This is a genomic window from Pseudarthrobacter sp. O4 (genome assembly GCF_050157025.1).
GTDB lineage: Bacteria > Actinomycetota > Actinomycetes > Actinomycetales > Micrococcaceae > Arthrobacter.
This window is the reverse complement of record NZ_CP189591.1, coordinates 3,395,896-3,412,086: the sequence shown is the minus strand read 5'-3', so window position 1 is coordinate 3,412,086 and position 16,191 is coordinate 3,395,896. Positions and strand designations below refer to the sequence as shown.

The window sequence follows — 16,191 nt, the reverse complement described above, 5'->3', positions numbered from 1 at the left end:
TGGTGCGCGCTGTGACGTCAGGATGATGCGTTGTGCACGTAGCGTTCGTAGTCCCGGTACGTCTGGTCCATGTGTTCGTCCATGGCGCGGCGGGCCAGCTCCGCGTCGCCGCTGAGGATGCCGTCCATGACTTTCTGGTGGTACTCGATGGCGTGCAGCTGGATCTCTTCGACGGCGGACGTTTCGCGCCGCTTCACGTAAAGCAGCTGACCCAGCTGGGCGAACAGTGCCCGGATAAAAGGATTGCCGGAGGCCTTCAGCACTGCGTCGTGGAAGCCGATGTCCGCTGCCACGAAGCCATCCAGGTCGCCCGAATCATGGAAGCGCTTCATGTCCGCGATGCACTCACGCATCTGTTCGGCATGCCCGGGAGTATGGCGTTTGGCGGCAAGCGCGGCCGCCCCGGTTTCCACCATGCGACGCATCTCGATCAGCCCCACTGCGACCTGCTCCGCCCCGTTGCCGTGCGAAGCGGCCTTGAAGATCGCATCCAGCCCGGTCCAGTTGTCAGTTGGGTTGACGAAGGTTCCGCGGCCGGCCTTCACGTAGAGGATGTTCTGCGCCCGCAGGGCCTTCAGCGCCTCGCGCACCGTGAGCCGGCTGACGTCATAGGCCTTGGCGATGTCGGCTTCCGGCGGAATGGCTTCGTGGGGCTGCAGCTTGCCGTCAAGGATGTCGTCGAGCAGGCCGTCGACGAGGTCGTCAACGAGTGTCCTGCGGCCCATCGCGCTTCCCACCTTCAGTCTTGCCTTTTGCTCCCGGTGCCATCCACATTACAGAATTCCCGCTAGTGGGCGGGAGCCGCCCCGGGCCGGAAGGGTTGCAAGGACCGCATTGCCGGGCACCTACCCACGTTGGCCATCGAGTATCAGGAAATCCCCGCGTCGCCGGCTTCGCGCCGCCCGGAGGCCGCTAGGTGGGCCTCAAGCTTGGCCAGGGTCTTGTCCAGGTTGGCAGGGTGCCGGCGCAGGTAGCCCGCGAGGCGCAGGAAGAACTTGCCGCGGACCTGGCGGGCGTCCCATTGTTCGGTGACCATGGTGCCGGTCCTGCCGGCGTCGTCCGTGGCGGGCTCCAGGAGGTAGCGCCAGACATGGCCGTAGAAGTGCCGCCAAGCGATCCGGCGGCCTTCCTCGAACTCGCAGACCGTGTTGAGGATCTTGTAGTCCACCCGCACGTTCATCTCCATGCCGAACTTCGCACCGAGGGCCAGCCGTTCGGGACCGCGGGGCTGGGCGCCCTTGACCGTGCCCGAGCCATCGATCACGCTGTGCAGCGCCGGGGTGGCGAGCAGCTCGAAAATGGCTTCCGGAGCGGCCGCGATGAAGCGGCTGCGGGACACGAGATATCTGTTCGTCATCCGGCAATCCTAGCCCTGCGTTGTGATACGGAAGTTGTGTTGCAGAATAAAGCATGCAGACTCCGCCCCTCCCCCGCAGCAGCCGGCCCCGTATCGGCATTCCCATACGGCTCAGCAGCTCCACGGACGCGGATCCGCGGGTGGCGGAGGCCAACGAGCTGTTCGACTACATCGTGGATCTGGTGCGCGACGGCGGCGGCGAACCGGTACTGCTCACCGCACCGGATGAGCCGCTCGAGGAGCTCGACGGCGTCGTCCTTCCGGGCGGCGGCGACCTGGACCCGCGACTCTACGGCGAGGAGCCCGGCGGCGCGTGTTACGACGTCAACCACGCCCAGGATGAGCTGGATCTGGCCGTTGCGCGGCAGTCGATCGACGCGGGGATTCCGGTGCTCGGAATCTGCCGGGGCCACCAGCTGCTCAACGTCCTCTACGGCGGAACGCTGATCCAGGACATGGCGCCCGGCACGGTGGTGCACCACGAACCCGCGCCGGTGCACGGGGCCGGCCCCTGGGCCTGGCACGAGGTCGACGTGCAGGGCGGAACCCAGGTTGCCGGGCTGTACGGCGGCGGGAACAGCAGGGGAGGGAACGGCGGCCCAGGGAACAGCTCCGACGGCGTCACGGTCAAGATTGCCTCCGGCCACCACCAGGCCGTGGCAAGGGTAGCCAAGGGGCTCGTGGTGACAGCCGTGGCCGGGGACGGAACCATCGAGGCGCTGGAGGATCCGGAGCGCTGGGTGGCATCCGTCCAGTGGCATCCCGAGGCCGTGGAGCTGTCCGCCGAGGAGCGGGCGGCGCCCTTCAGGGCCTTTGTCGAAGTGTGCCGGGTCCGGAAGCAGGGCTAGCTGCGGCTCCCGTGGTCCCGGGCTGCCAGGGCAACACTGACCGGCAGCCCTGTTTCGAGTGATTCCTGGGCGGCGTCGGCAACCCGGGAGGCCGCCACCGCGTCCTCCGGTGTGCACGGGTTGTCCCGCTCGCCCAGGATCAGCTCCACGAAGGCCGCCAGTTCGGAGCGGTAGGCCTGGTCGAAGCGCTCTGCGAAGGTCCGGTGGGACTCCCCGGACGGGAACATAACGCCCGTCTCGGCCGATGCAAGGGCGGACTTCTCATCGAGCCCCACGAGGAGCGAGCCGGCCGAGCCCTGGATTTCGAGCCGGACATCATGACCGGCCCCGTTGTAGCGCGAGGCGCTGACGGTGCCCAGCGTGCCGTCGTCGAACGTCACCAGCGCCAGGGCCGTGTCCACGTCGCCCACTTCCCCGATGGCGGGATCGCCGTTGTTGGAGCCCTTGGCGTAGACCTCCACGATTTCGCGGCCGGTCAGCCAGCGCAGGATGTCAAAGTCGTGGACGGAGCAGTCTCGGAACAGCCCGCCGGAGCCCGCCAGGAACTCCACGGGAGGGGGTGTCATGTCGCAGGTGACGGCGCGCAGTGAATGGATCCAGCCCAGTTCACCGGCTTCAAAAGAGCGTTTAGCCTCCAGGTACCCGGCGTCGAAGCGGCGCTGGTGGCCGATCTGCACGGTTCCGCCGTTGTCCCGGATGTAGTCCAGCACCGGCGCGGAGTCCGCAACATTCATGGCCACAGGCTTCTCGCAGAAGACCGGAATGCCGGCGTCCACGCCCGTCCTGATCAGATCCGGATGCGTGCCCGTGCCGGTGGCTATGACCAGCCCGTCCACGCCGGACGCAATCAGCTCCTGCACCGATGGCAGGAACTCGGCGCCGATCCCAGCCGCCACGCTGCGTGCATGGTCTGCAGCAACGTCAGTCAGCTTGAGCCGGACATTGATCCCCTGCGGGTTCAGCACATCGTTCAGAGCGGAAATGTTGTTGGCGTGCATAACGCCAATGCGCCCCACCCCGACCAGACCGAGAGTTACATCCTTCATAGTGTCCTTTACAAAAATACCGAGCCCGGACCCCGGGCAATGAACAGGAAAGCTGGCAATGTTGGAACGCTCCAACATCTGGTTGCTAGAGTATGGGAGATCACCGTTCCGGGTCAAGACTTTGTATTAACAAACTGCCCCAACAGCTGGAGGATGCCGTGTCCGATCCCATGCGAAAGCGCGCCGCCACCATACTCGACGTAGCCGCCGCAGCCGGAGTGTCCAAGTCGGTCGTTTCGCTGGTGCTGCGCGGCACCGGGTATGTCAGTGAAGCCAAAAGGGCAGCGGTGGAGCGGGCCGTGATTGAGCTCGGCTATCGGCCAAACGCCGCCGCCCGGGCACTCAGCGAGTCCCGGAGCCGGACCGTGGGAGTAGTCCTCAATGACATGCGGAATCCCTGGTTTGTCAGCGCGGTGGAAGGACTCAACGGCCGGCTCAACGAACACGGCCTGCAGATGGTCATGGGAGACTTCCGGCTGGACAGCCGCAGCGGTGAGTCCCTGCTGAAGAAACTGCTCGAAATGAACATCGAGGGACTGGTTCTGGTGGGGACCATGCCGGACAGTCCGGGCCTGACCGCTGCCGCCGCACAGGTACCAACCGTGGCCCTGGGCGCGCCGTCTGGCCCCGGCCCGACCGTGACAGTCGTGACCAACGACGACGACGCCGGCGCCCGCCTCGCGGTGGCACACCTGGTGTCTCTGGGCCACAGGAATATTGCACATGTGGGGGCACCGGCCACCGCAGTCGGGGCCGCCCGGCAGCGCGGCTACGCAGCGGAGATGGCGGCCGCCGGCCTTGCGGATTTCATCCGGACAATGCCCGGGGATCTCACGGAAGAAGCCGGCTACAGCGCCGGCCTGGAATTGCTGAGCGGTGCGGACAGGCCAACGGCGGTCTTCGCGGTCAACGACATGGCGGCCCTGGGAGTCATGTCAGCGGCGGAGGAACGCGGGCTCTCCGTGCCCGCTGATCTCTCCGTTGCCGGTTACGACAACACTCCGCTGGCCAGGCTTCGCAGGATCAGCCTGACGTCCGTGGACACGGCAAGCTTCGCTGCCGGCCAGCGCGCAGCGGAGCTGCTGATTGTGAGGCTGGAATCGGGCGCCGCACTTCCTCGGGACGAACTACTGCCGCCCGTGCTGGAGGTCCGGGGCAGCACAGCCGCCCCGGACAGGTGATCCGGCAGCTTCAGCCCCCAGGCAGGAATTCAGCGCTGAAGAGTGAACGCATCGCGAAATGCGGCCAGGGCGTCGTCGCTGTCGTTACTCGCCCAGGCTTCCATGCCCACGGTCCCGTCATAGCCCGCATCGGCCAGTGCGCCGGCGATGGCTCTGTAGTTGATCTCCCCTGTGCCGGGTTCGCAGCGGCCCGGCACATCTGCCACCTGGATTTCACCGATGTGTGGCAGGGCCGATTGGACCAGCCCGATCAGATTCCCCTCGCCCAGCTGCGCATGGTAGAGATCCAGCATCAGCTTGACGTTCGGGTGCCCGGCGGCCTCCACGAGCGCCAGGGTGTCCTTGGCCCGCGCCAGCGGAATCCCGGGATGATCAAGAATGGTGTTGAGATTCTCGAGGCAGAATGTCACCCCATACTTCTCGCCAAGGTCCCCCAGCCGTTGCAGAGTGCGCAGTCCGGTGGTCCACATCCTGCCCGTTGAGCGGAAGACAGGGCGGGCGGCTGCGCCATCCACCAGCTCCGCCGAATGCACCACCATCCGGCTGATGCCCAGTTCCAGAGCCGTGGGGATGAGCTCCGCGGCTGTCCGGACCACGTCATCGGCCGTCGCCGGGTCAACTACGCTGCCGGCGGTGTAGCCAGTCATCGAGGAGAACACCGCCCCGGTTGCCTTAAGCGCCGCGAGGTCCTTGCTGCGCGAGTCCCAGAGTTCGACGTCGAATCCGGCGTTGTGGATGCGCCGGACCCGTTCGATGAACGGCAGCTCCGTGAACACCATTTCGGCGCAGACCGCGAGCCGCATCAGTTGCCGGCCTTCGTCGCTGCCTTCAGAAGAGCTCCGGGCAGAGCCACAGGCGCACCGAGTTTGACCGACTCGATGCAGGCCAGCGCCATCGCCAGAGCCCGGCGGGCGTCGGCGGCACCTGGGGTCAGCGTGAACCCGGCCGACGGCGCCGTGCCGCCGTCGCGCCGTGCCCGGACGGTGTCGGCAAAGTCGGCCAGTTCATCAGTGTAGGCCTGGCGGAAAAGTTCGACGTTCAGCCGCGGGGTGTCGGCGGAAACACCGTCCGCGGTGTAGCGGCGGGCCGATGTTTCGGTGCTCCGTCCTGCCTGGACCATTCCCCGGGAGCCGAAGACCTCGCCTCGGACGTCGTAGCCATAGAGCGCACTGAAGTTCGCCTCCGCGACCGCCAGCGCACCGTTGCTGTAGCGGATGGTCACAACGGCCGTGTCCAGTAATCCGTGTTCCTTGAAGTCGGGCTCCACCAGGGCGTCGGCCACGGCGTAGACCTCCACCGGCTCGGCACCCTCATTGAACCAGTTCAGGGTGTCGAAGTCATGGATCAGCGTTTCGAGGAAGATGGTCCACGCAGGGATCCGGGCAGCGTGGTCGATGCTGCCGGTGCCAGGGTCCCTGGTCAGCGAGCGCAGGAGCTGTGGCTGCCCGGCCACACCTGCGGCAAGGTCGCGCTTCGCGGCAGCAAAATCAGGGGCGTAACGGCGGTTGAAGCCGATCTGGAAGTGCACCCCGGCCGTGTCCACCTCGGTCAGGGCCGCGTCGAGTTCGGCAAGCGTCAGTCCGGCTGGCTTTTCGCAAAAGACATGCTTTCCGGCGCGCGCCGCCTGGGTGATCAGCGCGGCGTGGAAGCGGGCCGGGCTGGCGATGATGACGCCGTCGATCTCCGGATCGGCCAGCAAGTCTGCAGCATCGGCTGTCACCTTGGCGACGCCCAGCCGGCCGGCCAGCTCGGCGGCGGCGTCCAGCGCTGGGTCAGCGATGGCCTCAAGGACGGCTCCGGGAATGCGCCGGACAATGCTTTCCCCGTGGAATGCCCCCATCCAGCCGGCGCCGATAAGTCCCAGCCGGATGCCTCGTGCGGGTGTCCCTGCCTGGTTTTCAATGTAGGCCATGGGCCCGTCCTTTCCTCGTGCTGAAATCTTCTAGATCGATCTAGAAGATGTGCTGCTAATGAGTTTTGCACAGCATCGGCAGAAAATCTAGATCGATCTAGTAGACTGGGTCCAGTACTTTCCGGACGACTCAGGAGACCCCATGACAGCGAGCCCCCGCCCCACCATGGCGGACGTCGCGGCGGCCGCTGGGGTCTCAAGGGCGCTGGTTTCGATCGTGATCCGTGGGGCGGCCGGCGCCAGCCTGGCCACGCGAGAGAGGGTCCTCAATACCGCCCGGGAACTCGGCTACCGTCCGGATACGCGGGCCAGGCTTCTGCGCAGCACCCGTTCCCGCCTGCTTGGCGTGGTTTTCAACGTGACCGAGCCCTACCATGCCGAGCTCGTTGAGTTACTTTACGAGGCCGGTGAGGCTGCCGGCTACGGCGTGACCCTGAGCGCGGCAGGTCCGCGGCGCAGCGAGCAGCGGGCCGTTGAATCCCTGCTGGACCTTGGCACCGAGGCCCTGGTCCTGATCGCCCCCTCGACGCCCGCGGAAGGGCTTGCGCAGCTGCCACTGCCGGTGATTTCCATGCTCCGCCCGGTTCGCGGCGACGCGGCCGGCAGTGTCTCCAGCGACGAGGACGCGGGAATCAGGCTCGCGATGGACCACCTTCGCGGGCTGGGGCACTCCCGGATTTCCCATATCGACGGGGGCACCGCGATCGGCTCCGCCGCACGCCGCCGGTCCTACCTCGGCTATATGGCCGATGCCGGGCTCACGGGACATGCCTCGGTCTTCACGGGCGGCCCCAGTGAGGCGGATGGGTCCCGGGCCGCCCGCGAGCTGCTCGACGCGGCTGGACGGCCCGGCGGTGCCGCACGGCCCAGCGCCGTCGTCGTCTTCAACGACCGCTGCGCCCTTGGCGTGTTGGATGTGTTCGGCAAGGCCGGGCTAAGCGTCCCGCGGGACATCTCCGTGGTGGGTTACGACAACTCCCGGCTGGCGCGGCTTGAGCACATCAACCTGACCTCGATCGGCCAAAATGGTCCCGAGCTGGCGGCGGCGGCCGTCCGTGCGGCCGCCGCTCGGCTGTGCGGCGGCACGGCCGAACACGTGCTGGTGCCTCCGTTCCTGGAAATCGGCGGCACCACCGCGGCCCCTGCCGGCTCGTCGTAGCGAAGCTCCCTGCCGTGCGGAAGGCGGACGCTGAATCCGCCCGGCATGTTGAACAGCCCAGCGGTACCCACCAGGGCCGCCGTCGTCGGCGTGAAGTTGTGCAGGTTCGTGTTCCGGCCGGATTCGGTCGGCACCCATGATTCCGGCGCCAATGACACCTACCCTGATTGACAATTGCCCGTCCGATCTTCGGTCAAAGGAAAACCCCCGGCTGGTGGTGGGCCATCAGCCGGGGGTTCTACGGGATTCTTAGCCGGGCTGTTGGCCGGTGGTTCCGGCCAACTCGGCCTCTACCGCCTTGACGACCTCGCCGTGGCCGCCGAGCTCTTCGAGCTCGTGGGCGAGTTCTGCCAGTTCGGCGCCGCCGGCCATCTGGGCCGTCAGTTCTTCGATGGTGATGTCCTTTTTCTCGTAGTAGCCGATCGATTTGCCGCGCTTGAGCAGCAGGAACCGGTCACCGACGGGGAAGGCGTGGTGCGGGTTGTGCGTGATGAAGACGACGCCGAGCCCGCGGTCGCGGGCCTGCAGGATGTAACGGAGCACCACGCCGGACTGCTTCACGCCGAGAGCGGCCGTCGGTTCGTCCAGAATCAGGACCTTCGCGCCGAAGTGCACGGCTCGGGCGATGGCCACACACTGGCGTTCACCGCCGGACAGCTGGCCGATCGGCTGTTCAACATCGCGCAGGTCGATGCCCATGTCGGCCAGTTCCTTTTTGGTGATGTCCTTCATCGTCTGGACATCCATGCGCTTGAACGGGCCCCAGCCAACAGTGATTTCCGAGCCAAGGAAGAAATTGCGCCAGATCGGCATGAGGGGGACCACCGCAAGGTCCTGATAAACCGTGGCAATGCCGGAATCCAGCGCCTCGCGGGGGCTGTTGAGTTTCCGCTCCTCGCCCAGGATCTTGAAGACGCCTGCGTCGTGCTGGTGCAGGCCGGCAATGATCTTGATCAGGGTGGACTTGCCGGCACCGTTGTCGCCCAGGACGCAGGTCACCCGGCCGTTGTCCACCGCCATGGTGACGTCGGTGAGGGCCACGATGTTGCCGTAGTGCTTGGCCACCTGGTCCAGAGAGAGCAGGTGGACGGGTGTGTGGGTCAGCGGGTCTTTTTCATCCTTGAGCAGCGTTTGCTGGTCTATCTGTTTGGAGTTCATGGTGTTCAGCCCCTTACTTGAGTTCTGCGCGGCGCTTGACGATCAGGTTCACGATGGTGGCCAGCAGCAGCATCAGGCCCAGGAAGAACTTGAACCAGTCCGGGTTCCACTGGGCGTACACAATGCCCTTGTTGGCCATGCCGAAGATGAAGGCGCCGATCGCCCCGCCCACCGCCGAGCCGTAGCCGCCGGTGAGCAGGCAGCCACCGATAACGGCGGCGATGATGTAGAGGAATTCGTTGCCCACGCCTTCACCGGACTGCACGGCATCGAAGGCGAACAGGTTGTGCATGCCCAGGATCCAGCCGCAGAAACCGACGGCCATGAACAGCCCGATCTTGGTCTTAGTGACCGGAACACCCACAGCGCGGGCAGCGTTGGCGTCGCCGCCCGAGGCGAAGATCCAGTTCCCCACTTTGGTGCGGAGCAGTACCCACGAGGCCACGGCCACCAGAATGATCCAGGTGAACACGGTGTTTTTGACCTCGACGCCGCCGATGTTGACAGAGGAGGCGAAAATGGCCTGCGCCGATTTGAAGCCGTCCATGGTGGAAATCGACGGGGAGGAGACCGAGCCGCCGATCAGGCGGGTCAGGCCCAGGTTCAGGCCCGTCAGCATCAGGAAACTTGCCAGCGTCACGATGAAGCTGGGCAGTTTGGTCTTGATCAGGATCCAGCCGTTGATGAACCCGATCGAGAGCGAGACCGCCAGGGCCAGCAGCACCCCCACCCAGACGTTCGTGGTGAAGTACCAGCTGAAAAGTGAGGCTGTCAGCGCCGAGCTGATTACGGCCACGCCGGTGGAGAGGTCGAACTCGCCGCCGATCATCAGCAGTGAAACACCCACGGCCATGATGCCGATGGTGGAACTGCCGTAGAGCACGGTGGCGAAGGCGTTCGGCTGGATGAAGGTCTGCGAAACAATGGCGAAAAAGACGAACAGCACGATCGCGCCAACGAGCGCGCCGACTTCGGGGCGGCCCAGGAGTTTCTGGAGCGGGTTGCGCGTTCCCACGCGTTCATCGCCGGCCAGGGGCTTAGTGAGAGTTTGGGTCATGGTCATTCTCCTTAGCGCCTGGCCCGGGACACGCCCGGGCCAGGCTGAAAAAACTGCTTAGCGGACGCCCTGCTGGGCGAACTTGAGAGCGTCTGTTGCCGCTGCCTTGTCAACAATGGTGGGTCCGGTCAGAACGGGCTGCCCGCCGCCGATTTTGAACCCACCGCGCTTGGTCTGCCAGATGGCATCAACGGCACTGTAGCCCTGGAGCCACGGCTGCTGGTCCACGGTGAAGATGACCTCGCCGCCCACGATCTTCTGCGCCAGTTCGGCGTTCATATCGAAGGAGGCAACCTTCGCCTTGCTGTTGGCGGAGGTGACGGCCTTGAGGATGGTCAGCGTGAAGGGGGCGCCCAGGCCGATGATGGCATCGGCGTCGGCTGTCGCCTGCAGTTTGGCCGTCACGGTGGAGGAAACCTGGGTCATATCGGTTCCGGTCACATACAGGATTTCCGTGGCGGGCACCTTTTCCTTGACGCCGGCGCACCGGGCTTCCAGACCCACGTGGCCCTGTTCCTGGATCACGCAGATGGGATGTTTGAGGCCCAGTGAGGCGAGCTTCTCGCCCACAGCGGCACCTGCCAGTTTTTCATTGGATCCGAAGTGCGTGAATGCGCCCAGCTGTGCCGACACGGACTCGCCGGCGTTGAGGCTGACGACAGGAATTCCTGCGTCCGTTGCCTTCTTCAGTGCGTCCTTGAGCGCGTCCGGCTTTGCCAGTGTGACGGCAATGCCGTCAACCTTCTGGTCCACCGCCTGCTGGATCAGCTGGGCCTGGCGCCCGCCTTCCGGGTCCGAGGTGTACAGGAGTTCAACATTGTCCTTGGCCGCTGCCTCTTCGGCCCCCTTGCGGACGATGTCCCAGAAGGTATCCCCGGCGGCCGCGTGGGTAATCAGGGCCACTTTGATACGTGGGGTAGTGACTGCCTGGCCACCGCCTCCGCCATTTCCGGTGTCAGCCGGCTTGCCGCCGGTGCTGGAACAGGCGCTCAGCGCCATCATGGGCACAACCGCAGCTATCAGTGCGGCCTTTCGCCAAGCGAACTTCGTCACGATAATCTCCTTTGATTTCGGCCTACGCCTGGTGCCACATTGCATCAGTTCGTATTCCGTCTACACCGATCTTCGTGACTCTGCTCACAGATGTCAATAGTTTGTCCTGACATGAGGATGTTTTTACCTAATCAGGCCGGAGAGAATCTCAAGACCGAGACCAGAGGCACGGAGGCAGGGCCTTTGATGCACTGTCTGGCCCTGCTATTATCTGTAAAAGGCAGTATGTCCTATCAAGCGAACATGCACCTGACATACGGGCACCCTGGACGCAGGAACCCACTGCACCAAGGGAGAGCTCAATGGCGAATCAACTTAATCTCAGTATTGATCGCTCTTCCCCCGTGCCCCTCTATCACCAGGTGGTGCAGGGCATTGAAGCTGCCATCCACACCGGGATCCTGGCACCCGGCAGCCGGCTGGAGAATGAAATCGACCTTGCCGCCCAGCTCAACCTTTCCCGGCCCACCATGCGCAAAGCCATGGATGAACTGGTCCGCTCGGGACTGCTGGTCCGCAAACGCGGGGTGGGCACCCAGGTGGTTTCCAGCCAGGTCCGCCGCCCGCTGGAGCTTTCCAGCCTTTTTGACGATCTCAGCAACAATGGCAGCAACCCCACCACCGAGGTGCTGAGCTTTTCCCATATTGAGGCTGATGCCCCCACCCGGGAAGCCCTGCATCTGCCGGCGGGGGCCAGCGTCTACCACTTCACCAGGCTACGGAAAGTGGCAGGCAAACCGTTGGCCCTGATGGAGAACTGGGTCCGTGATGACATCACCACCATTGACGAAGCCCTGCTGGGATCCCAGGGCCTCTACGGAATCCTGCGCAACGGCGGGGTCAACTTCCGGCTGGCCTCCCAGCGCATTGGCGCCATGGTGGCCAACGACTATCAGGCCCCCCTGCTCGAAACAAAGCCGGGCTCAGCGCTGGTGACCATGGAGCGCACCGCAGTGGATGACACAGGACGCATGGTGGAGACCGGGCATCACGTCTACCGCGCGGATTCCTACAGTTTTGAAATGACATTGGTCCAACGATGAGCGCCGGACATGCCTACCGAAAGAGTAAATCCATGGCCGACTGGGTATATCCGCTGGGAACTGCAGCCGAAGGTTGCTGGGACGTTTCGCTGGGGACGGCAGACTCCACCCTCGAGGTGAAAGGGTGGGCACACACAGGGCTGAAGGTGGCCACACTGGCTCCCGGAGCCGCCGTCGAACTCCCCGCAACCGGCGAGGAACGGATAGTGATCCCGCTCAGCGGAGCCTTCGAGGCGACAGTTGATGGCCAGGAGTTCCCGCTCGCGGGCCGGGCCAGTGTGTTCAGCGGCCCCACCGATGTGCTCTACTCCGGCACGGGCAAGGCCGTCACCGTCAGCTCGTCCGACGGCGGGAGGGTGGCAATTGCCACCGCTCCGGCAAAGGTTTCGTACCCCACGCGGCTGGTCACCGCCGCGGAGACCCCCGTTGAATTGCGCGGCGCCGGGAACTGCTCCCGCCAGGTCCACAACTTCGGAACACCAGCTGCTCTCGAGGCCGACCGGTTCATCGTGTGCGAAGTGCTCACTCCAGCCGGCAACTGGTCCTCCTATCCGCCGCATAAGCACGACGAAGAAAAAGACGGCGAGACCCGCCTGGAGGAGATCTACTACTTCGAAACCCGGGTGACCAGCTTGGCAGGCCCCGCTGCGGGCCCCGCGCCGGACGCGGATGCCATCGGATACCAGCGGGTCTATGCCTCCGACGAACGCCCCATCGATGTCTCGGCCGAGGTGCGCACCGGTGACGTTGTCCTGGTCCCCTACGGCTGGCACGGACCGGCAATGGCCGCACCCGGCTACGACATGTACTACCTCAACGTCATGGCCGGGCCCGGCCGTGTCCGCGACTGGCTTATCAGCGACGACCCGCACCACGGCTGGGTCCGGCAGACCTGGGCGGGACAGGACGTGGACCCCCGGCTGCCGTTCGCCGGGTAGGGTCCTAGTCCCGAGGCAGTCCGAACGCAGAAGTCAGGCCGGCTGCAGTTCGGTGCTGTCCTGCTGGCTGTCAGCCGTGGCGGCGTCGGTGGGTCGGGGACCTTCGGTGCGTCCGGCGTCGTTCCGCTTGGCATGAGCGGCTGCGAACGCCATCACGCCAATGCCCAGCAGGGTGATGCCTGCACCTGCCCAGATCGGCGAGGTGTAGCCGAGGCCGGCGGTGATGGTCACGCCGCCCAGCCAGGCGCCGAGGGCGTTGCCCACGTTGAAGGCGCCGATGTTGGCGCCGGAGGCGAGGGTGGGCGCGCTGTTGGCGTACTTCATGACGCGCATCTGTAGCCCCGGAACGGTGGCGAACCCGAACCCGCCCAGCAGCACCATGGACGCGATGGTCATCGGCTGGTTGCTGGAGGTCAGCGCGAAGACCACGAGCACCGCCACGAGGGCGGCGAGAGCCACCAGCAGGGTGCGGTCCACATTCTTGTCCGCGGCCTTGCCGCCGACAGTGTTGCCGATGAAGAGTCCGACGCCGAAGAGGATCAGCAGCCACGGCACGGTGGACGCGGCGAATCCGGTGACCTCGGTGAGCGTGAACGCGATGTAGGTGAAGGCGCCGAACATGCCGCCATAGCCGAGAATGGTGACCAGAATGGAGAACCAGACCTGGCCCGACCGGAAGGCGCGGAGCTCCCCGCGGAGTCCAGAGGCAGAACCAGCGGCAGAACCGGCGGCGTCCGCGGACCCCGTTTTGGGGACCATTGCCAGGATGCCCACCAGCGCAAGGACGCCGATGCCCGTGATCGCCCAGAAGGTGGACCGCCAGCCTGCGGCCTGGCCCAGCATGGTGCCGAACGGAACGCCCAGGACGTTGGCCGCCGTCAGCCCGGTGAACATGATGGCGATGGCGCCGGCCTTTTTGGTGGGGGCCACCATACTGGCGGCAACCACGGCGCCGATGCCGAAGAAGGCGCCGTGCGCGAGCGCCGCGATGATGCGGCCGAGCATCATCAGCCCATAGTCGGGCGCGATGGCGGAGACCAGGTTGCCGACAATGAACAGCACCATCAGTAGGGCCAGCACGGGCTTGCGCTCGAAGCGCGTCACGGCGGCAGTCAGGAGCAGTGCACCCACGACGACGGCGAGCGCGTAGCCGGAGATGAGCCAGCCCGCCGTAGCCTCGCTGACCTGGAAGTCTGCGGCCACCTCGGGCAGCAGGCCCATGATGACGAACTCGGTGAGTCCGATCCCGAACCCGCCGAGGGCGAGTGCTATCAGGCCAATAGGCATGGAAGAGCTCCTTCAAAACTGTACGGAAAGTAATACGAGGCGTAAGCTATTAGTTGCAGACGCGTTATTTATTGTTGCACAAGCAGATACAGCGCGCAAGCAACTATTATGTGGAGTGTCCGCCTTTCGCGGCGGAGCAGGCTGATTGAAGGGAACAACAGATGGGCATCAAGGACGACGCCGTCGAAGTCCGGGCGCAAGGCTGGCGGACGCTGGCGGCCTTGCACGGGCTGATCGAGTCGGAGCTGGAGCGCTCGCTGCAGGCGGAGGCTCAGTTGTCAGTGGTGGAATACACCGTGCTGGATGCGCTGAGCCGCCAGGACGGCTGGCACATGCGGATGCAGCAGCTGGCCCGCGCCACGGCGCTGAGCGCCAGCGCCACCACGCGGCTGGTCAACCGGCTCGAGGACCGCGGCCTGCTGACCCGGATCCTGTGCGCTGACGACCGCCGCGGGATCTACACCGAGCTCACGCCCAGCGGAATCAAGCTGCTGGAAGAGGTCCGCCCCATCCACGACGCCACGCTGGAGCGCGCCCTGGCCGAGGCCCAGGAGGTGCCGGAACTGGCGCCGCTGGTGGACGCGCTCCCCCGGCTGCACGCCGGCGTCTAGCGCAGCAGCGCATTCCGGAAGGACATCAAAAAGGCTCCCGCCGACTGACCGGGAGCCCTTCCCCGCACTTACCGTGCCGGCGGACTCCGCCTAAGCTGCGGTCCTGACTCCGGCCGCTTCCTTGAAATGGTGTTCCAACTCTTCAAGGCTCTTGCCCTTGGTTTCGGGAACCACCCGCTTGACCCAGACGATGGCACAGGCCTGGAGAACAACAAAGATCATGAACGTTGCGGAGATGCCGATCCACGAAACCATCTGAGGGAAGAAGAACCCGATCAGGAAGTTGATCATCCAGAGCACAAACACGCAGATCCCCATGGCCACGCCACGCACGTGGAGCGGGAAGATTTCGGACATGGTCAGCCACGTCACCGTGCCGATGCAGGCCTGCATGGAAGCCAGGAACGTCACCATAAAGAGCAGCACCAGGTAAGCGCGAAGGAGCCCTTCCGGGACGGCAAGGGAAATGATGGCAATGGCGAGCAGTGAGGTCGCGGTGCCGCTCAGGCCGAAGATGAGCATGGACTTGCGGGCAATTCTGGTCATCAGGTACATGCCCACAATGACGGCCACTACGGAGGTGATGCCATTGAGTACATTCGCCAGCAGCGCCCCCTGATCGCCGAATCCGGACGAGGACAGAATCGTGGTGCCGTAGTACATGATGGCGTTGACGCCGCTGATCTGATTGATCACGGCCATGCCCAGCCCCACCACAAAGATCCGGCGGATCCATGGGACTGTCAGATCCTTGACTGTTCCCAGTTTCGACTTGTAGTCCTCGCGGGCAGCCTGCCGTACTTCGTCGAACTCGTTCGAGATGTCACCCGCTGCGCGAGTGCTGCGCAGAACAGCCATGACCTCGCCGAACCGGCCTGCCGCGGCCAGCCAGCGGGGGCTCTCCGGCAGCACCAGCATTCCGAACCACAGGATAACGGCAGGCAACGTGGCGATGACGAGCATCCAGCGCCACACGTGCATCGACTCCGGGAAGGCATTTCCCAGCACTGCGTTGAAGGTAAAGGCCAGGAACTGGCCCGTGACAATCATGAGCTCGTTCTGCGTGACGATCCGCCCGCGTTGGGCAGCCGGTGACATTTCGGCCAGATAGACCGGGACAGTGACGGACGCCCCGCCGACCGCCAGACCCAGCAAGGTACGGGCTGCAATGAGCCACTCCGTACTTGGCGCGAATGAACAGGCAATGGTGGCCACGGCAAAGATCAGAGCGAGGCCCATGATGGTCTTGCGGCGGCCGAACCGGTCAGACAGCCGGCCGGAACCGATGGCGCCGAAAGCCGCCCCGAACAGGAGAGTCGATGTGACCAGCCCTTCAGTGAGCGGCGTCAGGCCCAGATCGCGCTGCATGAACGGCAAGGCACCGTTGATGACGCCGGTGTCGTAGCCGAACAGCAGCCCACCAAAGGTGGAGAAGAGCGCCACGCGGCGCATGAATTTCTTGGGGTTCGCCGCGGTTTTTTGGGCCGGAGCCGCGGTCTCCAGGAGGGGTAAATTCGTCATGGTTCCTTTAGGGGGTTGAA

General features: G+C 65.0%; 16 protein-coding genes. 6 read left to right on the top strand and 10 right to left on the bottom strand.

What is annotated here, in order from left to right; all coding sequences use genetic code 11:
* Positions 1–17: 17 nt before the first annotated feature.
* A complete protein-coding gene (locus ACQCSU_RS15930; RefSeq protein ID WP_426976238.1) occupies positions 18–725 on the bottom strand; it encodes a FadR/GntR family transcriptional regulator in 708 nt (235 codons plus the stop codon).
* 143 nt (positions 726–868) lie between these two features.
* Positions 869–1,357 carry a polyketide cyclase / dehydrase and lipid transport gene (locus ACQCSU_RS15925; protein ID WP_426976237.1) on the bottom strand — a complete coding sequence of 163 codons (489 nt, stop codon included), beginning with the start codon at positions 1,355–1,357 and terminating at the stop codon, positions 869–871.
* A gap of 53 nt (positions 1,358–1,410) precedes the next feature.
* Between ACQCSU_RS15925 and ACQCSU_RS15920 the strand changes: the two genes are divergently transcribed.
* On the top strand, positions 1,411–2,205 hold the full coding sequence (locus ACQCSU_RS15920; protein WP_426976236.1) for a gamma-glutamyl-gamma-aminobutyrate hydrolase family protein: 795 nt from the start codon (positions 1,411–1,413) through the stop codon (positions 2,203–2,205).
* Here ACQCSU_RS15920 and ACQCSU_RS15915 read toward each other — a convergent pair.
* Complete coding sequence (locus ACQCSU_RS15915; RefSeq protein ID WP_426976235.1) at positions 2,202–3,251, bottom strand: Gfo/Idh/MocA family oxidoreductase; 1,050 nt, start codon at positions 3,249–3,251, stop codon at positions 2,202–2,204. The two genes, ACQCSU_RS15920 and ACQCSU_RS15915, sit on opposite strands and share 4 nt — an antisense overlap.
* A gap of 158 nt (positions 3,252–3,409) precedes the next feature.
* On the opposite strand from ACQCSU_RS15915, the gene ACQCSU_RS15910 reads away from it, so the two are divergent.
* Positions 3,410–4,432 carry a LacI family DNA-binding transcriptional regulator gene (locus ACQCSU_RS15910; RefSeq protein ID WP_426976234.1) on the top strand — a complete coding sequence of 341 codons (1,023 nt, stop codon included), beginning with the start codon at positions 3,410–3,412 and terminating at the stop codon, positions 4,430–4,432.
* Between the two features lie 29 nt (positions 4,433–4,461).
* Here ACQCSU_RS15910 and ACQCSU_RS15905 read toward each other — a convergent pair whose 3' ends face one another.
* Together ACQCSU_RS15905 and ACQCSU_RS15900 are read right to left on the bottom strand one after the other, a co-directional pair.
* A complete protein-coding gene (locus ACQCSU_RS15905) occupies positions 4,462–5,235 on the bottom strand; it encodes a TIM barrel protein (protein ID WP_426976233.1) in 774 nt (257 codons plus the stop codon).
* Positions 5,235–6,344 (bottom strand): Gfo/Idh/MocA family oxidoreductase, encoded by a 1,110-nt coding sequence (locus tag ACQCSU_RS15900; protein ID WP_426976232.1) that lies wholly within the window; start codon positions 6,342–6,344, stop codon positions 5,235–5,237. The genes ACQCSU_RS15905 and ACQCSU_RS15900 overlap by 1 nt, the downstream gene beginning before the upstream one ends.
* Positions 6,345–6,486: 142 nt before the next feature.
* Here ACQCSU_RS15900 and ACQCSU_RS15895 point away from each other — a divergent pair, with 142 nt between their 5' ends.
* Positions 6,487–7,503 (top strand): LacI family DNA-binding transcriptional regulator, encoded by a 1,017-nt coding sequence (locus tag ACQCSU_RS15895; RefSeq protein ID WP_426976231.1) that lies wholly within the window; start codon positions 6,487–6,489, stop codon positions 7,501–7,503.
* 249 nt (positions 7,504–7,752) lie between these two features.
* Here the strand turns inward: ACQCSU_RS15895 and ACQCSU_RS15890 are convergent, their stop codons facing one another.
* From ACQCSU_RS15890 to ACQCSU_RS15880, 3 genes are read right to left on the bottom strand one after another with little or no spacing between them, the layout of a single operon-like run.
* Positions 7,753–8,661 (bottom strand): ATP-binding cassette domain-containing protein, encoded by a 909-nt coding sequence (locus tag ACQCSU_RS15890; protein WP_426976230.1) that lies wholly within the window; start codon positions 8,659–8,661, stop codon positions 7,753–7,755.
* Between the two features lie 13 nt (positions 8,662–8,674).
* The gene (locus ACQCSU_RS15885; protein WP_426976229.1) at positions 8,675–9,724 is read right to left on the bottom strand and encodes an ABC transporter permease; all 1,050 of its coding nucleotides are present in this window, start codon (positions 9,722–9,724) and stop codon (positions 8,675–8,677) included.
* A 51-nt stretch (positions 9,725–9,775) separates the two neighbouring features.
* A complete protein-coding gene (locus tag ACQCSU_RS15880) occupies positions 9,776–10,771 on the bottom strand; it encodes a substrate-binding domain-containing protein (protein WP_426976228.1) in 996 nt (331 codons plus the stop codon).
* A gap of 302 nt (positions 10,772–11,073) precedes the next feature.
* Here ACQCSU_RS15880 and ACQCSU_RS15875 point away from each other — a divergent pair, with 302 nt between their 5' ends.
* Positions 11,074–11,814 carry a GntR family transcriptional regulator gene (locus ACQCSU_RS15875; RefSeq protein ID WP_426976227.1) on the top strand — a complete coding sequence of 247 codons (741 nt, stop codon included), beginning with the start codon at positions 11,074–11,076 and terminating at the stop codon, positions 11,812–11,814.
* 32 nt (positions 11,815–11,846) lie between these two features.
* On the top strand, positions 11,847–12,752 hold the full coding sequence (iolB, locus tag ACQCSU_RS15870) for a 5-deoxy-glucuronate isomerase (RefSeq protein ID WP_426976226.1): 906 nt from the start codon (positions 11,847–11,849) through the stop codon (positions 12,750–12,752).
* 33 nt (positions 12,753–12,785) lie between these two features.
* Here iolB and ACQCSU_RS15865 read toward each other — a convergent pair whose 3' ends face one another.
* The gene (locus ACQCSU_RS15865; RefSeq protein ID WP_426976225.1) at positions 12,786–14,039 is read right to left on the bottom strand and encodes an MFS transporter; all 1,254 of its coding nucleotides are present in this window, start codon (positions 14,037–14,039) and stop codon (positions 12,786–12,788) included.
* A gap of 161 nt (positions 14,040–14,200) precedes the next feature.
* Between ACQCSU_RS15865 and ACQCSU_RS15860 the strand changes: the two genes are divergently transcribed.
* Positions 14,201–14,650 carry a MarR family winged helix-turn-helix transcriptional regulator gene (locus tag ACQCSU_RS15860; protein WP_426976224.1) on the top strand — a complete coding sequence of 150 codons (450 nt, stop codon included), beginning with the start codon at positions 14,201–14,203 and terminating at the stop codon, positions 14,648–14,650.
* Positions 14,651–14,740: 90 nt separating this feature from the next.
* Here the strand turns inward: ACQCSU_RS15860 and ACQCSU_RS15855 are convergent, their stop codons facing one another.
* The gene (locus tag ACQCSU_RS15855) at positions 14,741–16,171 is read right to left on the bottom strand and encodes a sugar porter family MFS transporter (protein ID WP_426976223.1); all 1,431 of its coding nucleotides are present in this window, start codon (positions 16,169–16,171) and stop codon (positions 14,741–14,743) included.
* Between the last annotated feature and the right edge of the window lie 20 nt (positions 16,172–16,191).